This is a genomic window from Thalassospira sp. SM2505 (genome assembly GCF_054901115.1).
The window spans coordinates 3,891,411-3,905,562 of record NZ_CM142731.1 but is presented as its reverse complement, the minus strand read 5'-3'; the positions used below and the strand labels follow the sequence as shown (position 1 = coordinate 3,905,562).

Below are 14,152 nucleotides of genomic sequence, written 5' to 3'. Positions count from 1 at the left end.
AAGCCCTCAGGCTGCTTCGTCCTGTACGTCACTTCCGGAATCATTTCCGCCATCGGTGGTATCGGTTCCGCTCGCGCCCAGTTTCACGTTGGTGAGGGTCGAGAACGGTACAGAAACATCGCCAATACGGAGATAAATATCGCGATCATCGATATCGACACTATCGACAGAGCCGATGATGCCAATCGCGACAGAGGCAGGTTTGCCTTTGTCTGTTTTGAAGGTGTCACCATTTGCGGCCATCGGTTTGACAACCAGGGTGTAGGCTCCTTCACCCTGTTCAACACCGCTGTTGTTCTTGCCATCCCAGGTGAAGGACTGGAGACCGGAAACGTCGGTGAGTTCTTCGGAATAGATCGTTTTGCCTTCCTGGTCCTGAATCTGCAGTTGCAGACGCGGAACTTCGGGCGAAACGTTGTATTTGTATTTGAGCTCGCCACCTTCTTCGAGCCAGTTGGTATCACCAACAGCTTCGATTTCTGCACCGACATACGAAAGTGCAGACAGCTGACGCTGCTGGCTTTGCATGGCAATCAGGTCTTCAAGGTTCTTGTTGCTCTGAATGCCCTGTTCAACCTGGGCGAACTGGCTCAGCTGGTCAGTGAATTTGTCACTTTCCATCGGCGACGTCGGGTCCTGGTTCTTGAGCTGGGTGGTCAGAAGCGTCAGGAACGTATCAAAGTTCTGCGCAAGCTGACTGGCCGAACTGCTGGACGCGGCGTTGTTATTTGACCCGGCAAGACCAACGTTGGTCAGGGATGAAATGGCCATGGGATTTTCCCTTTACCTTTCTAAATCCGAATATCGACAAGACCATTGGGATTAATCCCATAGCCAATGCCAACATGTTCGGCGAGTTCGGCTCCGCTCAGGATGTCGCCTTCGTCAGGGCTGCTGCCCTGATCGGCGATTACCCGAGATTGGCTTTGGCCTTCCTGACCTTGCCCACCTTGATCTCTGTGTTCAAAGGTGAAGCTCTGACTGTCTGCATTCAGGCCGGCATCCTTAAGAGCCTGCTGCAATGCACGTGAGTCCTGGCGCAACATGTCCAGTGTCTCACGTGTATCTGCCTGAATGACGCCCTGGATACGGCCATCGTGGCCGATCTCCAATTTTACATCCACGCGCCCGAGATGTTCCGGGCGCAGCTGGACAGAAATCTTGTCAACGCCGTCACTGGCGGCGTTTTTGATGGAAACCGCAACTTGCTGCTGGACCTGTTGTGCAGGGGCATGGCGGGCCGTCTGTGCCGTATGTCCACTGGTGTTGGTCTGGTGCAGGTTGTTGGTGGTATTAAGCTGACCGGTGCCAGCTTGCGGAGTGGCATCGGTTGCGCCAGTTGCCGTTACTGTGCCATTGGCAACCGTACTGGCAGCATTATTTTGCATATTCTGTGCACTTGCTGCTGCGGCCATGGCTTGTTGTGCCGCCTGGGCAGTTTGTGCCGGGTTACCCGTCGCAGTCGTTTGTGTTGTCGTTGCGTTCGATGACTGGCTGTTGGCCGTTGCATTGGTAACGCCCGATGCATCGGTTTTGGCTTTGCCGTCGCCACTCATGGAATCAACAAGGCGTGACAGGAACTTGTCAGCGGATGCGTCATCCCCGGTTGCTGCGTCAGCACCGTTCAAGGCGAGTTTTGCCGAAGATGCGGTTGCAGGCTGAGATAGTGCAGTTGAGCTCATAAGGCCGTCAGTGGTGCCGTCAGCGGCAGCACCATTCGTCGCCATGCCGGGATTAGCCTGACCATTTGCTGCTGCGCCGTCCTGAGCAGCATTCGTGCCCGCGATCGACTGGGATGCCACTGCTTTGGCTTTGGCAAGATCTATGGCTTGCTGGGATCCTGGCAGTGGAACGGTTGCTGCAGGCTGGTTCGGGGTTATGATGCCCGGTGCAGCCTGAGCGTTGGTGGCGTCGCTTGGCTCATCATCGGAAGATGCCGCTTTTTGCTGGCCTAAAGATTCGGCTTCGTCATCCGGGGCGGTCGCTACCTCTTCTGCGGAATTTTCGCTGTCGACATGCTGTGTGTCGTTGTCCGACGAGGCTGTGTCGCGGCTGCTATTTTCAACATCGCGCTTGTCTTCAGGCTTCGGATCATCAGTCTCTAAATGATCCTCGTGGTTGTTGCGATCCGCGCGGAGCGGTTCATCATCGTGGCGATCATCATTGCGTGCAGAGCTCTGCGTGTCGGTATCGTCAGTATTACGATTTGAACGCATTTCCGCGCGATGATCGTCCCAAGTGCTCTGGGCAGATTTTGCCGCGTCAATCTTGGTCTGATTTTTACGCTCAGACCAGTTTTCTGTAATTGAGGCCATGACGTCACCAAACCCGGAACCCGCGCTTTCACTGGCGGTTGAGCCCGGAATGGAGACAGTCGGCATAATGCTGTTTGTAATCGCAGAGCTGTTCATGACCTTGGTCCTTTTGGAAACAGTGTCAGAACAATTGCAAGTGCCGGGCCAGTTTTGCGCGTTAATAATTTATACAGGATTTCAGCGCGTTAGGATGTGACGTGCCATTGCTTGAAGCTTCTGGCGATATGTCACGCCTATGGAACCGGGCAAAAATGATCCTGTGGTTGCAAAGGAAAGCGCGATTGTTCCAAGCAAAAAGGCTCCCGCGTTTAAGCAGGAGCCTTTGAACAGGAGGGGTGTTTTGGCGAATGCGCCCGACAGGGGTTAGGCTGAAATGGACAGTCCGGTTTTTGCCGGTGCAGGAGCATTTTCAGCCTCAGAAGTTGTCGTCTGGCTTGCCTCGGCAACAGGAGCAGGGCGGTCTTGCTGGGCAATCATGATTGCCTGACGCAATTCACCTTCGCTGCGTTCGGCCAGCTCGGCCCAGGAATCACGCAGCGGGGTCAGTACCCGGGCAACGTCATCGGCGGCCTTCGGATCATTTTTCCGATCAACATCCATCAAACGGATCAGGCAATGCGCATAGATGCGCTCAAGATTGGCAGCAATTTCGCCACCCTGTTCCATATCCAGCGTATTTGAAAGATGGGCGATCAATTCCTGTGCGCTGCAATTGGCGTTGCAGCGCCCCTGGATATCGTTTCGCTCGATCGCGTTTTTCGCCTCTTGCAAGCGCGACAGGGTCTTTTCAAACAGCATGAACACCATCTTGGCTGGTGAGGCTGTATTTACCTGTTGGTGCTTGTATGTTTGGGCGGCGTGTTCATTCATGCGACACTCCTTGGTATGCGATACGTCTACTTAGTGTGCATGTATGGCATGGAAAAGTTAACTACTATCTTTACCTGCAGCCATCAATTCGTCGAGAGAACTCTGGATATTCTTCATACGTGCAAGGGCCGATTCCATCGCAATGAACTGATCCATCAGGACTTCTCTCTGCCGTGACAGTCGATCATCAATGCGTTCGACTTTTTCGTCATAAGACGTGTTTTGTGTCTCAAGATCGGAAATTGCCTGGGTAAGTGTACCGTTTTCTTCATCAAGAATTGAGTCGAGTTCAAAATAGAACTGCGCCCCGATACCAACAGAAGTTGTAACAGAGGCCGTGTCGTTGGCAGTCGCATCGCCACCGTAAAACAGACGCAGGCCATCGGCAGTACGGATACTGTTGCCCGATACAACGGCGTTTTTGCCCGTCGTCGTCACACCATCGACGGTGATGTCATAGGTCACGCTGGTAATCGAGCCAGCCGATGCATTGATAGTGAAATCATAAGTCGCAGCATTTGTACTGCTGTTGAAGCCGGTCACGGTCACATCAGAGTTATCCGATTTGCCGCGGAACAGGAACAGTTCCATGACTTCGTCAGGTTCGTTCAGAAGTGCAGCATTGAGTGCTGCTTCATCAATCTGGATTGTCTTTTTGACAAGTGGATCTTCGTTAGAGCCATATGCGACGAAGTCCAGACCAATTTCTGCCAGAACCGAATAATCGTCCTCACCTGCGCGGTCGGTTACGCCATTGGCGAATGAGCCGGCGATCTGCTGCAGGGCCGATTCAATGCTTTTAACCGACGTATTACCCAGAAGGATGGCATCTTCGGACGCTTCACCGGTGGTCGGATCGACAAAGGTTTTTTCGTTGATAAAGGTCTGAACCGCGTTATAGGCATCGACGAAATCCAGGATTGCCGTTTTCGCCTGATTCAGGTCCTGCTCAATCTCGATGGTGATTTCGGTTCCAGGTTCGGAATCATAGAGGCTGATGGTCAGGCCATCGATCAGATCGGAAAACTCGTTCGACCCGCGGGTGACAGAAATACCATCAAGCATGATGTTGGCATCATTGCCGTCATCAATCACGTTGGTCGCGTTGATTGTTGTCGCATCGGTCAGAACACCAAGGCTTTGAAGGACAGAGCCGGTATCGTCACTGAACGACATACGGTTATCCACACCCTCTTCGGTCGAGGTGAAGATGATCGTGCTTTCGGTATCAGATACCTTGACCACAGAAGCCTGTACGCCGGTACTATCCTTGACGTTATTGATCTTGTCGCGAATGTCCTGAAGCGTATCGCCAGCAGAAACCGTAATGGTCGAGTTTCCGGCGCCTCCAGTGATGGTAAAGCTGCCGGTGCCAGTGACGCCGGTGATATCTGCGCTTGCCGCAACGGCCTGGGTATCGCTTGAAAGCTTGTGTTTGCTTGCAACGTCGACGATCTCGAACTTGTAGCTGCCGGTCGCGGCAGCATTGGTTGCCGTAACACCCATAAGGGTACCGGCTTCGCTTCCGTTCGAGGAGGCGAAAATCTGTTTGGCCTCGAAGATGTTCTTCGAGTTATCGAAGCTGGTCGCACCGTAAAGGTTCGCCATCGAATCTTTAAGCGTACCGACAAGTGTCTGCAGCTCCTTGAGAGCCGCGATCTTCTCGTCGTTTGCTTCGATACGTTTTTGGAGATTGTCCGCAGGAATGCGACGAGCAGCAATCATCTTGTCGACGGTGTCGACGAAATCGATGTTTGACGAGCCGCCAGACAACTGGACGCGACCGTTGTCGCCAACATAGATGTTATTTAAATTCAAGCTGCTCATTGGTTTAGCTCCTTGGGCCCGCTCGGTCGATTTTACCTAGTTTCGGACTATAACATTCTACGAAATAGCAAAATTCGTGCCTAAGCCTGCCCGATCGTCCCGTTAAATTTCTTCGTCCACAAAGCTGCCCAGATATTCGCGCATCTGGGAAAACAGCTGCTGCAACTCTTTAGACGGAATTTCGCGAAGAACATCGCCGCTCACACGGTCGGTGACTTTGGCTATGACCCGACCTGTGTCCTGATTGAAGTTCAGTTCGACACGTGCAGAACCGTTTGCCACATCGGGTAGATCAAGGTTTGCAAGAGCATCCTGAAGCTTCTGCGAAACCGCAGACGGCTTGCTGGCGGCAGCGACCGCAGTGCTTGCTGCGCTGTTTGCCGCAGTATTTTCAATCTTCGGGGTCGGGGTAGCATAGCTGCCCGTAGAACCTGGTGAACTGTAATTGTTTACGACTTCCATTTTTCCAAACTCCCAAGCCGTCTTCCTGCAATTGCAGGACATCATGTTGAATTAAAGAGGCAATCCAACATGGACATGCCCAAGGTTAATTGAATTGCTTACTGCAACAGACGCAGCAAATTCTGCGGCATCTGGTTTGCCTGTGCAAGCATCGCAACGCCTGATTGGACGAGGATCTGCTTGGAGGTGAACGCTGTCATTTCGGCAGCAACATCAAGATCAAGCAGGGTAGAACGCGCTGATTCAGTGTTTTCCTGTGTGGTTGCAAGGTTCTGACCAGCAAAATCCAGACGGTTCTGCGAGGTGCCCACGGCAGCACGTGCACGCTGCAAGTCGTCAATTGCACGGGTAACGACTTCAACAGCAGATTGTGCTGATGCTGCGGTGCTGATGGCATTGGCACCAAGATCCTGAAGTGAAGTCTGCGTACCCAGTGCGCCGGCACCGAGTGTATCAGAATCAACTGCATTCAGGGTGATTGAAAGGCGGTCGTTTGCGGTGTTGCCGCCCCCAACCTGAAATTCGATGGAACTCTGCAACTCCTGTCCATTGTCCGCAGCCATCGTAACGGTGTTCGCCGTCGAGTTGTTGGTTGCGCCGCCATTGAACTGGGTATCGGTACCGAAGTCGGATGCACCAGTCGCATCAGCGTTGATTGAGTCAACAGAAGCAGTGAAGTTGCTGTTGATCGAAAATGACAGGCCGAGCTCGTCGAAGCTCAGTGTATCCTTGTCACCTGCGCTCATTACTTTGGTTCCGCCAGTGATATAGTCACTGACATCAATCGACTGGGTCCGGTTATCACCATCAACTGTGGCAGCAACGGTCATGATTACCTGCCCGCCAGCAGCATAGTTGATATCAACGGTAAAGCTGTTATCGGTAATGTCTGTATTGGTATCGGTTGCCCAGTAGTTGTTGTCGGTGATGGCAATGGCATCAAAACCGTTAACCGCCGAGAGTGCCGCACCTGTGCCGCCTGCATCGAGATCGGCGAAGTCCAAAGCAACATCACCGCCGTCCCCCAACAGCTGAATGCCGTTGAAGTTCGTTGAGGATGCTATGCGGTCTATCTCTTCGCGTAGCTGGACAAATTCGTCATTGAGGAAGCCGCGTTCAGTATCAGAAAGGTTGCCCGAGGAGGCCTGAACAGAAAGCGTTTTCATACGGACAAGAATATTGTCGATGGTTGCCATGCCGCCGTCAGCAATTTGCAACATCGAATTGGCTTGTCCAACGTTAACAGAAGCGGTTTTCAGAGCTTCGGTCGTTGCATTCAGTCGGGCACCGATTGCCATAGAGGCTGCGTCATCGCGCGCGGAAACAACACGCGTACCAGACGACAGCTTTGACAGAGAGCGTGTTGCCATCGTGTCAGAGGCCGAAAGGTTACGGTGTGCTACGTTCGCAGCATAGTTCGAAATAATATTAAGAGCCATGACGCATCTCCTACTTGGATAGCTCTGAACAACTTCTTGCTGTTCGAAATCCGGCACATCGCCAGAAGTGTTTTGATTACCCTATATGGGAACAAAAACGATATTACAGGTAAGATGAAATATACTTTTAGGTTAGTCCTGAGTCCAGAGAAAAAAACAGGTGGTAAATGTCAATATAAAACAAAAGGTTAACAGAGTCGGAAATTGTGATTGATGGAATTTTCCCTGTATTCTCAAGCGAATCCAAGTGTATGCCGTATGATTTTCTCAATGGCTTCCATATTGAAAATCCATTGGTATAGGTCGTTGATGAGGGGGGCTGCTGGGGATGACTCGTCTCATAGCATTGATATGGAAGCTTCGTGGAGAAGGTGCACCAAATGTGTGTGGCGGAGCTGCATATGATTGAGCGTGCGCAAAAACTGGTGAGTAAAAAACAAAAAAAGGCAGCCCGAAGGCTGCCTTTTGAAGGATTGTATGTCGCCAGAATTACTGGAGCAGACGCAGCAGGTTCTGCGGCATCTGGTTTGCCTGAGCAAGCATAGCCACACCCGACTGAACCAGGATCTGCTTGGAGGTGAAGGCAGTCATTTCAGCAGCCACATCAAGGTCAAGCAGGGTAGAACGCGCTGATTCAGTGTTTTCCTGCGTGGAAGCAAGGTTCTGACCAGCGAAGTCCAGACGGTTCTGCGAGGTACCAACCGCAGCACGTGCACGCTGCAGGTCGTCAATCGCGCGGGTTACAACTTCAACAGCATTCTGGGCAGAGGCCGCAGTGCTGATGGCGTTGGCGCCAAGATCAGCAAGCGACGTGTCGGTGCCGGCAGAACCGGTGCCGAGTGCTTCAGAGTCAACCGAAGTCAGGTTGATCGACAGACGGTCATTTGCAGTGTTGCCACCGCCAACCTGGAATTCGATGCTTGCTGCCAGGGTCTGACCGTTGTCAGCAGCCATCGTAACTGTGTTTGCAGTCGAGTCGTTGGTTGCGCCAGCGTTAAACTGGGTATCAGTGCCGAAGTCGGATGCGCCGGTGTTATCGGCAGCGATCGAGTCAACCGAAGCGGTGAAGTTGTTGTTGATGGTGAAGGACAGACCAAGCTCGTCGAAGTTAAGAGTTGATTTGTCGCCTGCACTCATCTCTTTGCTGCCGCCGGTGATGTAGTCACTGACGTCGATCGACTGGGCACGGCTTGCTGCGCCGTCGATGTTGGTGGAAACGGTCATGATGACCTGACCACCTGCAGCATAATTGATGGCAACGGTAAAGTCGTTGTCAGTAACTCCGCCGGCATTCGTGTCGGTTGCCCAGTAGTTATTGTCAGTGATGGCAATCGCATCAAAACCGTTGGCAGCCGAGATAGCAGCGCCTGTACCAGCTGCTTCAAGGTCTGCATAGTCCAGCGCCACGTCACCACCGTTACCCAGAAGCTGGATACCGTTGAAGTTGGTGGAGGAGGCAATACGATCAACCTCGTCACGCAGTTCGGTAAACTCGTCGTTCAGGAAGCCACGTTCGGTATCGGACAGGTTGCCCGAGGAGGACTGAACAGCAAGTGTCTTCATGCGAACAAGGATATCGTCGATGGTTGCCATGCCGCCGTCAGCAATTTGCAACATCGAGTTGGCCTGACCAACGTTAACGGTTGCCGTTTTCAGAGCCTGGGTGGTTGCGTTGAGACGTGCGCCGATTGCCATGGAAGCAGCATCGTCACGTGCGGAAACAACACGGGTACCAGAAGACAGTTTGGAAAGGGAACGGGTCGCCATCTCATCAGATGCCGACAGGTTACGGTGCGCTACGTTCGCAGCGTAGTTCGAGATAATATTGAGAGCCATATCATATCTCCTACTTGGATAGCTCTAACGGACTGTTCCGCCGAAGGTTACCGACTACGTGTCGGAAATGCCTTTAAGAATCGTCTTGATCACATAAGGCATAACTAAGTTTGCTAATCCTATACTTAGGGTTGGGTGGTTGTCCAGAAAAATCTTAACTGTCAGTTAATCTATATTCTCAATTGCTTAGTGACTATTGTTTGAACTTCTCTGATCTTGCTCGTTGTCAAGGCCGCAAGGAGTAAGAGCAAAATTGATCTGATGGAATATACGATTCGTGCGCGTTGGTTGACCTCGCGTTGCAGAGAGCTCTAGGGCAAAAAAGAAAAAAGGCAGCCCGAAGGCTGCCTTTTGAAGGATTGTATGTCGCCAGAATTACTGGAGCAGACGCAGCAGGTTCTGCGGCATCTGGTTTGCCTGAGCAAGCATAGCCACACCCGACTGAACCAGGATCTGCTTGGAGGTGAAGGCAGTCATTTCAGCAGCCACATCAAGGTCAAGCAGGGTAGAACGCGCTGATTCAGTGTTTTCCTGCGTGGAAGCAAGGTTCTGACCAGCGAAGTCCAGACGGTTCTGCGAGGTACCAACCGCAGCACGTGCACGCTGCAGGTCGTCAATCGCGCGGGTTACAACTTCAACAGCATTCTGGGCAGAGGCCGCAGTGCTGATGGCGTTGGCGCCAAGATCAGCAAGCGACGTGTCGGTGCCGGCAGAACCGGTGCCGAGTGCTTCAGAGTCAACCGAAGTCAGGTTGATCGACAGACGGTCATTTGCAGTGTTGCCACCGCCAACCTGGAATTCGATGCTTGCTGCCAGGGTCTGACCGTTGTCAGCAGCCATCGTAACTGTGTTTGCAGTCGAGTCGTTGGTTGCGCCAGCGTTAAACTGGGTATCAGTGCCGAAGTCGGATGCGCCGGTGTTATCGGCAGCGATCGAGTCAACCGAAGCGGTGAAGTTGTTGTTGATGGTGAAGGACAGACCAAGCTCGTCGAAGTTAAGAGTTGATTTGTCGCCTGCACTCATCTCTTTGCTGCCGCCGGTGATGTAGTCACTGACGTCGATCGACTGGGCACGGCTTGCTGCGCCGTCGATGTTGGTGGAAACGGTCATGATGACCTGACCACCTGCAGCATAATTGATGGCAACGGTAAAGTCGTTGTCAGTAACTCCGCCGGCATTCGTGTCGGTTGCCCAGTAGTTATTGTCAGTGATGGCAATCGCATCAAAACCGTTGGCAGCCGAGATAGCAGCGCCTGTACCAGCTGCTTCAAGGTCTGCATAGTCCAGCGCCACGTCACCACCGTTACCCAGAAGCTGGATACCGTTGAAGTTGGTGGAGGAGGCAATACGATCAACCTCGTCACGCAGTTCGGTAAACTCGTCGTTCAGGAAGCCACGTTCGGTATCGGACAGGTTGCCCGAGGAGGACTGAACAGCAAGTGTCTTCATGCGAACAAGGATATCGTCGATGGTTGCCATGCCGCCGTCGGCAATCTGGAGCATCGCGTTGGCTTGACCAACGTTAACGGTTGCCGTTTTCAGAGCCTGGGTGGTTGCGTTGAGACGTGCGCCGATTGCCATAGAGGCAGCATCGTCACGTGCGGAAACAACACGCGTACCGGACGAAAGTTTCGACAGCGAACGGGTCGCCATCTCGTCAGATGCTGTCAGGTTACGGTGCGCAACGTTAGCGGCATAGTTTGAAATAATATTGAGAGCCATTTTTCATCTTCCTACTTGGAATGCGCAGAATCGATCTGCGAAAAATACGGACCAGAAGTTCTTCTTGAACAACTCTATTTAGTCCAGACCTGCCGATTAGATATTCAAACTACGAATGAGTCCAGAAAAAAAATCAATTCATGTCAAAAAAATGCTGACTGTGGCCTGTGGTCGTTGATATCGTGAGGAAATTTTATTTTAAGATTGGTTGTTGTGCGGTGAAAAAACGACGTCTTTCTTACAAAAGAAGATAAGCTAACTTTTGGCTTGCGAATCCGGTCAAGGTCTAAGATTCGTCGATGAGGTAAACAAACTTTAGTGATCAGAAGGAAATAATCGGTGTACGCATAAGGAAACGGCGGCAAAAATAGTTTGCCGCCGTTGTCGCTGCGATAGCTGCTGCAGCTGTTAGCCCTGAAGCAGACGCAGCAGGTTTTGCGGCATCTGGTTGGCTTGGGCAAGCATCGCAACGCCCGACTGAACCAGGATCTGCTTGGAAGTGAAGGCAGTCATTTCTGCTGCAACATCAAGGTCAAGCAAGGTAGAGCGAGCTGATTCAGTATTTTCCTGCGTAGATGCAAGGTTCTGACCGGCAAAATCCAAGCGGTTCTGATAAGTACCGATATTGGCGCGTGCGCGCTGCAGGTCATCAATCGCCCGGGTTACGACTTCGACTGCATTCTGTGCATTGGCAGCAGTATCAATCGCGTTGGCGGTAAGATCGGCAAGTGATTCCTGTGTGCCAGCAGCGCCAGAACCGAGGGTTTCAGAGTCCACTGCGGTAAACTCAATCGCCAGACGATCATTTGCAGTGTTGCCGGCACCAACCTGGAAATCGACAGTCGCCTGCAATTGCTGGCCGTTGTCAGCGGCCATTGTAACGGTGTTCAAAGTAGAGTTGTTGCCGGCGACACCGTTAAAGGTTGTGTCCGTACCGAAGTCCGAAGCTCCGGTGTTGTCGCCAGCGATAACATCGACAGATGCCGTAAAGTTACTGTTTAGCGAGAATGTAAGGCCAAGCTCGTCAAAGTTCAGGGTCGCTTTGTCACCAGCACTCATGACTTTGCTGCCGCCAGTAACGTAATCACTTACGTCAATTGACTGGGTGCGGTCATTGGTGGTCACAGCACCATCAATATTGGCAGTGACGGTCATAATCACCTGACCGCCCGCCGCATAGTTTATAGCAACGGAGAAATCGTTGTCCGTAACGGTGTTGGTGTTGGTATCTGTCGCCCAGTAATTGTTGTCAGTGATGGCAATCGCATCAAAGCCGTTCACGGCTGACAGTGCAGCACCAGTGCCGGCAGCGGCAAGATCTGTGTAATCCAGTGCAACGTCACCACCATCGCCGAGCAATTGAATGCCGTTGAAGTTGGTCGAGGATGCAATGCGGTCGATCTCGTCACGAAGCTGAACAAATTCGTCATTAAGGAAGCCGCGTTCAGTGTCAGACAGGTTGCCCGAAGAAGCCTGAACAGCCAGTGTCTTCATGCGAACGAGGATGTCATCAATCGTTGCCATGCCGCCATCGGCAATCTGAAGCATCGAGTTGGCCTGACCAACGTTAACCGTTGCGGTTTTCAACGCCTGGGTCGTTGCATTCAGGCGCGCACCAATAGCCATCGATGCCGCATCGTCACGAGCGGAAACAACGCGGGTACCAGAAGAAAGCTTTGCAAGCGATCGGGTCGCCATCGTGTCCGAATTGGTCAGGTTGCGATGGGCGACGTTCGCTGCATAGTTGGAAATAATATTGAGAGCCATTTTTTTCCTCCTACACGGATAAGACAGAATGGCTCAGCCATTCAATCCTTCGGCTACATTGCCTTACGGGACAATAAAGCAATGCGCGTGCCAAATTTACTAGGCAAAAATTACAGGTCGTGCTGCACAGAGTATTTCTCGTTTGGCAGGATATGCTGCCAGGCGACCTGACGGCCGGTATCCACAAGAATTGGTGCACGCAGATTGGTCGACATTGTGATGCCCTGACCACCAGGTGCGCTGCGGATCGTGACAACCATCAGAATGGCCATGTCCGCAGCATCAATTGCGAGACTTTTCTGGGCATTCGTCAGGTCTTTTTCTGCATAAACGCCGCTTTCCATATTATAGGGTGCGACAATAAAGGAGAGGTTCGCGTCCGTCAGGCTCTGATAGAGCTTGAACTGATCCAGTGAGGTATTGGGAATATTTGCCAGTCCGAAGACATGGTGCTCGGGAAAGCCAAGAAGGCCGACCGGCATATAAATGCCTTTGTCCCAGCTGAATTCGATATCGCCAAAGCGTGTTTCCACTGTGACGGATTCAGGGGTTCCGTTTTCGGCGACGTTTTCGGTATCCATTCCCGTAATACTCCGACGGTCGAAAGGTTCTGTCTACTTACACATTTCGCGCTATTAAGCGGACAAAACAGGTAAAGAAGCAATTAAATATGTATGATAATCAACGCAAATAGTTAGCCAATGATAAATCCGAGGCCCGCGAAATGGCAATAAAACTTGCCTGCAGGGCGGTTTCATACTGCGACAGTTCCGCGAGCGTCAGCGGAACATCAACGGTTTCAATGTCACTAATTGCCTGGGCCGCGAAAACCTTGAAGTCTTGATGGCGCGTTTCGAACCGTTCGACGTTTGAAATATCAAGGCCGATCTGTCCCTGAACGTTTGGCAGATCGTTGATGGCGTCGTTGATAAAGCCAAGTGCAACGGTCATTGCGTCCTGGTCTTCCGTGCCTGCCGCAATCCCGAGGCCCTGAACCAGCTTCTGGAAAGCCGGGTTATCGGCAAGAATTCCGTATGAAACGTTATATTGTTCGTCGATACGGACTTCGAGGATCTGTTGATCGCCGTCATAATAATCTGCATCCGGGCGCGGGTTCGGGATCTTTTCCATGCCAAGCTGGGTCAGGAAATCGCCTGCACCGGTTTCGGTAATGGTAATGGACCCATTGCCGACATTTTCGATATTCAGAAGCGGATTTCCATTGCCGCCAAAACCGCGCAAGGAGGCGATTGCGCCATTGGTCGTGACACTGTTGATGGCATCAAGAATGTCATCAATGTCATCTGTTGCGGCATTATAGTTGACGTTGGTCGTCACGCTGTTGCCGTTGACATCGGTGCTGACAATCTGAAGCTGTCCGGTTGTGACCCCGAGGGAGGCCAGTGTGGTCGCACCGGTCAGAGCAACGTCCATGTCGCTCATATAGTTATCCGGTGCGCCAATCTTGTCGAGATCGACAGCCGGTTCTTCGGAACGGCCACCCGCAAACAGATAACGGCCATCAAGGTTCGTATTGAGCAGATTGGCAATCTGCTGCAAGGCCTGTTTGGCTTCGTCCTTGATGTTTACATCGTCGGCCTGCTGGGCCGAGCTTGCCTGAATCAGAAGCGACTTCATCTCTGTTGCGATGGTCATCATGCTGTCGACAGCAGATTCCATGCTTTGCAGACGGAGTTTGGCCTGCGTCGTGTTGCGCAGATACTGTTCAGTTCGGGTATATTCGCCTTCCAGATTAAGCAGGCGCTGTGCGCTGTCTGCAATACCGGCATAGTCGCGCGATTTATAGCCGCTCGACGCCTGATTCTGCAGATCCGTTACCTTTGCCGCGTTCCGGATGGCAAGATCCGAAAGCAGCGTATGGTTCGTATAGGTTGCGACACGAGATACCATGAT

At 52.1% G+C, this 14,152-nt stretch carries 11 protein-coding genes; all 11 read right to left on the bottom strand.

The annotated features are described in order from the left end of the window. Window positions 1–6: 6 nt before the first annotated feature. Complete coding sequence (locus ACTU44_RS18355) at window positions 7–771, bottom strand: flagellar hook assembly protein FlgD (RefSeq protein WP_114099030.1); 765 nt, start codon at window positions 769–771, stop codon at window positions 7–9. A gap of 20 nt (window positions 772–791) precedes the next feature. Beyond that, window positions 792–2,411, bottom strand: a complete 1,620-nt coding sequence (locus tag ACTU44_RS18350; RefSeq protein ID WP_114099031.1) for a flagellar hook-length control protein FliK — start codon at window positions 2,409–2,411, stop codon at window positions 792–794. 267 nt (window positions 2,412–2,678) lie between these two features. Further along, window positions 2,679–3,185: a flagellar export chaperone FliS gene (gene fliS, locus ACTU44_RS18345; protein WP_114099032.1), complete on the bottom strand. Its 507-nt coding sequence runs from the start codon at window positions 3,183–3,185 to the stop codon at window positions 2,679–2,681. A gap of 57 nt (window positions 3,186–3,242) precedes the next feature. Further along, on the bottom strand, window positions 3,243–5,012 hold the full coding sequence (gene fliD / locus ACTU44_RS18340; RefSeq protein WP_114099033.1) for a flagellar filament capping protein FliD: 1,770 nt from the start codon (window positions 5,010–5,012) through the stop codon (window positions 3,243–3,245). 102 nt (window positions 5,013–5,114) lie between these two features. Beyond that, a complete protein-coding gene (locus ACTU44_RS18335) occupies window positions 5,115–5,474 on the bottom strand; it encodes a flagellar protein FlaG (RefSeq protein ID WP_181850329.1) in 360 nt (119 codons plus the stop codon). A 98-nt stretch (window positions 5,475–5,572) separates the two neighbouring features. Continuing rightward, on the bottom strand, window positions 5,573–6,913 hold the full coding sequence (locus tag ACTU44_RS18330; RefSeq protein WP_114099035.1) for a flagellin N-terminal helical domain-containing protein: 1,341 nt from the start codon (window positions 6,911–6,913) through the stop codon (window positions 5,573–5,575). A gap of 489 nt (window positions 6,914–7,402) precedes the next feature. Continuing rightward, entirely contained in the window at window positions 7,403–8,749 is a 1,347-nt protein-coding gene (locus ACTU44_RS18325; RefSeq protein ID WP_462096090.1) for a flagellin N-terminal helical domain-containing protein, read from the bottom strand. A gap of 375 nt (window positions 8,750–9,124) precedes the next feature. Then, entirely contained in the window at window positions 9,125–10,471 is a 1,347-nt protein-coding gene (locus ACTU44_RS18320; protein WP_462096089.1) for a flagellin N-terminal helical domain-containing protein, read from the bottom strand. 408 nt (window positions 10,472–10,879) lie between these two features. Further along, complete coding sequence (locus ACTU44_RS18315) at window positions 10,880–12,238, bottom strand: flagellin N-terminal helical domain-containing protein (protein WP_114098476.1); 1,359 nt, start codon at window positions 12,236–12,238, stop codon at window positions 10,880–10,882. Between the two features lie 110 nt (window positions 12,239–12,348). After that, window positions 12,349–12,819, bottom strand: a complete 471-nt coding sequence (gene fliW / locus ACTU44_RS18310; protein WP_114098477.1) for a flagellar assembly protein FliW — start codon at window positions 12,817–12,819, stop codon at window positions 12,349–12,351. Between the two features lie 100 nt (window positions 12,820–12,919). After that, window positions 12,920–14,149 (bottom strand): flagellin N-terminal helical domain-containing protein, encoded by a 1,230-nt coding sequence (locus ACTU44_RS18305; RefSeq protein WP_114098478.1) that lies wholly within the window; start codon window positions 14,147–14,149, stop codon window positions 12,920–12,922. Window positions 14,150–14,152: the final 3 nt, after the last annotated feature.

What these genes read in the sequence shown, in the direction of transcription:
- ACTU44_RS18335 (WP_181850329.1), bottom strand. Translation starts at nt 5,474, where the DNA reads ATGGAAGTCGTAAACAATTACAGTTCACCAGGTTCTACGGGCAGCTAT.
- ACTU44_RS18325 (WP_462096090.1), bottom strand. Translation starts at nt 8,749, where the DNA reads ATGGCTCTCAATATTATCTCGAACTACGCTGCGAACGTAGCGCACCGT.
- ACTU44_RS18355 (WP_114099030.1), bottom strand. Translation starts at nt 771, where the DNA reads ATGGCCATTTCATCCCTGACCAACGTTGGTCTTGCCGGGTCAAATAAC.
- ACTU44_RS18315 (WP_114098476.1), bottom strand. Translation starts at nt 12,238, where the DNA reads ATGGCTCTCAATATTATTTCCAACTATGCAGCGAACGTCGCCCATCGC.
- ACTU44_RS18305 (WP_114098478.1), bottom strand. Translation starts at nt 14,149, where the DNA reads ATGGTATCTCGTGTCGCAACCTATACGAACCATACGCTGCTTTCGGAT.
- fliS (WP_114099032.1), bottom strand. Translation starts at nt 3,185, where the DNA reads ATGAATGAACACGCCGCCCAAACATACAAGCACCAACAGGTAAATACA.
- fliD (WP_114099033.1), bottom strand. Translation starts at nt 5,012, where the DNA reads ATGAGCAGCTTGAATTTAAATAACATCTATGTTGGCGACAACGGTCGC.
- ACTU44_RS18320 (WP_462096089.1), bottom strand. Translation starts at nt 10,471, where the DNA reads ATGGCTCTCAATATTATTTCAAACTATGCCGCTAACGTTGCGCACCGT.
- ACTU44_RS18330 (WP_114099035.1), bottom strand. Translation starts at nt 6,913, where the DNA reads ATGGCTCTTAATATTATTTCGAACTATGCTGCGAACGTAGCACACCGT.
- fliW (WP_114098477.1), bottom strand. Translation starts at nt 12,819, where the DNA reads ATGGATACCGAAAACGTCGCCGAAAACGGAACCCCTGAATCCGTCACA.
- ACTU44_RS18350 (WP_114099031.1), bottom strand. Translation starts at nt 2,411, where the DNA reads ATGAACAGCTCTGCGATTACAAACAGCATTATGCCGACTGTCTCCATT.